Source organism: Colwellia sp. TT2012 (assembly GCF_001440345.1).
Taxonomy (GTDB): Bacteria; Pseudomonadota; Gammaproteobacteria; order Enterobacterales; family Alteromonadaceae; genus Colwellia.
On the sequence record NZ_LJYX01000156.1, the window covers coordinates 1 to 767 of the forward strand.

Sequence of the window (767 nt, forward strand, 5' to 3'; positions counted from 1 at the left end):
CACCGCGTGGGCAGTCGCAACGCCAGCAGCGACAAAGGTCATTGCCGCCATCAAACGCTTCAGTTTCATGCCTTACTCCTAGCAGATAGGGATAGTTGGATCGGGGCCAAGTATCGGTAGGCCGTGTGAACACTCTATGTCTGGAATATGACAATTAGATGAAAGGCCAGTATTGGAAGAACCGGCAGGCGCGGGGAGAGGCTGAGTAAATGCGGGGGTGGAGCGCGGGATTGCGGTAATTCAGAAACACCCTGTAAACGTTGACTGCCTACAAAACCTTGTAGGAGCGGGCTTGCCGGCTCCTACAGGGATGGGTTATTTCTTGGCGATGATCACCGCCCGCATCGGCGCCGGCAGCCCTTCAATCGTCTTGCTGTGATCCTCAGGGTCGAGGAAATCACTCAGCGACTGATACTTCATCCACTCCGTCCTGCGTTGTCTCCCGACCCTGGTTACGCTTCCATCCACGCAACGTACATCGCTGAAACCCGCACGGCGTAGCCACAACATCAGTGCCGGCACGGATGGCAGAAACCACACGTTGCGCATCTGCGCATAGCGGGCTACCGGCACCAGCACCTGCTGCTGGTCACCCTCGATCACCAAGGTTTCCAGTACCAGTTCGCCACCCTTGACCAGGCAATCCTTGAGTGCCAGCAAGTGCTCGATCGGCGAGCGGCGGTGGTAGAACACGCCCATGGAGAACACCGTGTCGAAACCTTCCATGTTCGGCGGCAGGTCTTCGAACGGGAAGGGCAGGTGCCAGG

General features: G+C 57.8%; 1 protein-coding gene. It reads right to left on the reverse strand.

What is annotated here, in order from left to right:
- Nucleotides 1–315: 315 nt before the first annotated feature.
- On the reverse strand, nucleotides 316–767 hold a 452-nt coding region (gene cmoB / locus ASU03_RS19290; protein ID WP_082627373.1), incomplete at its 5' end, for a tRNA 5-methoxyuridine(34)/uridine 5-oxyacetic acid(34) synthase CmoB.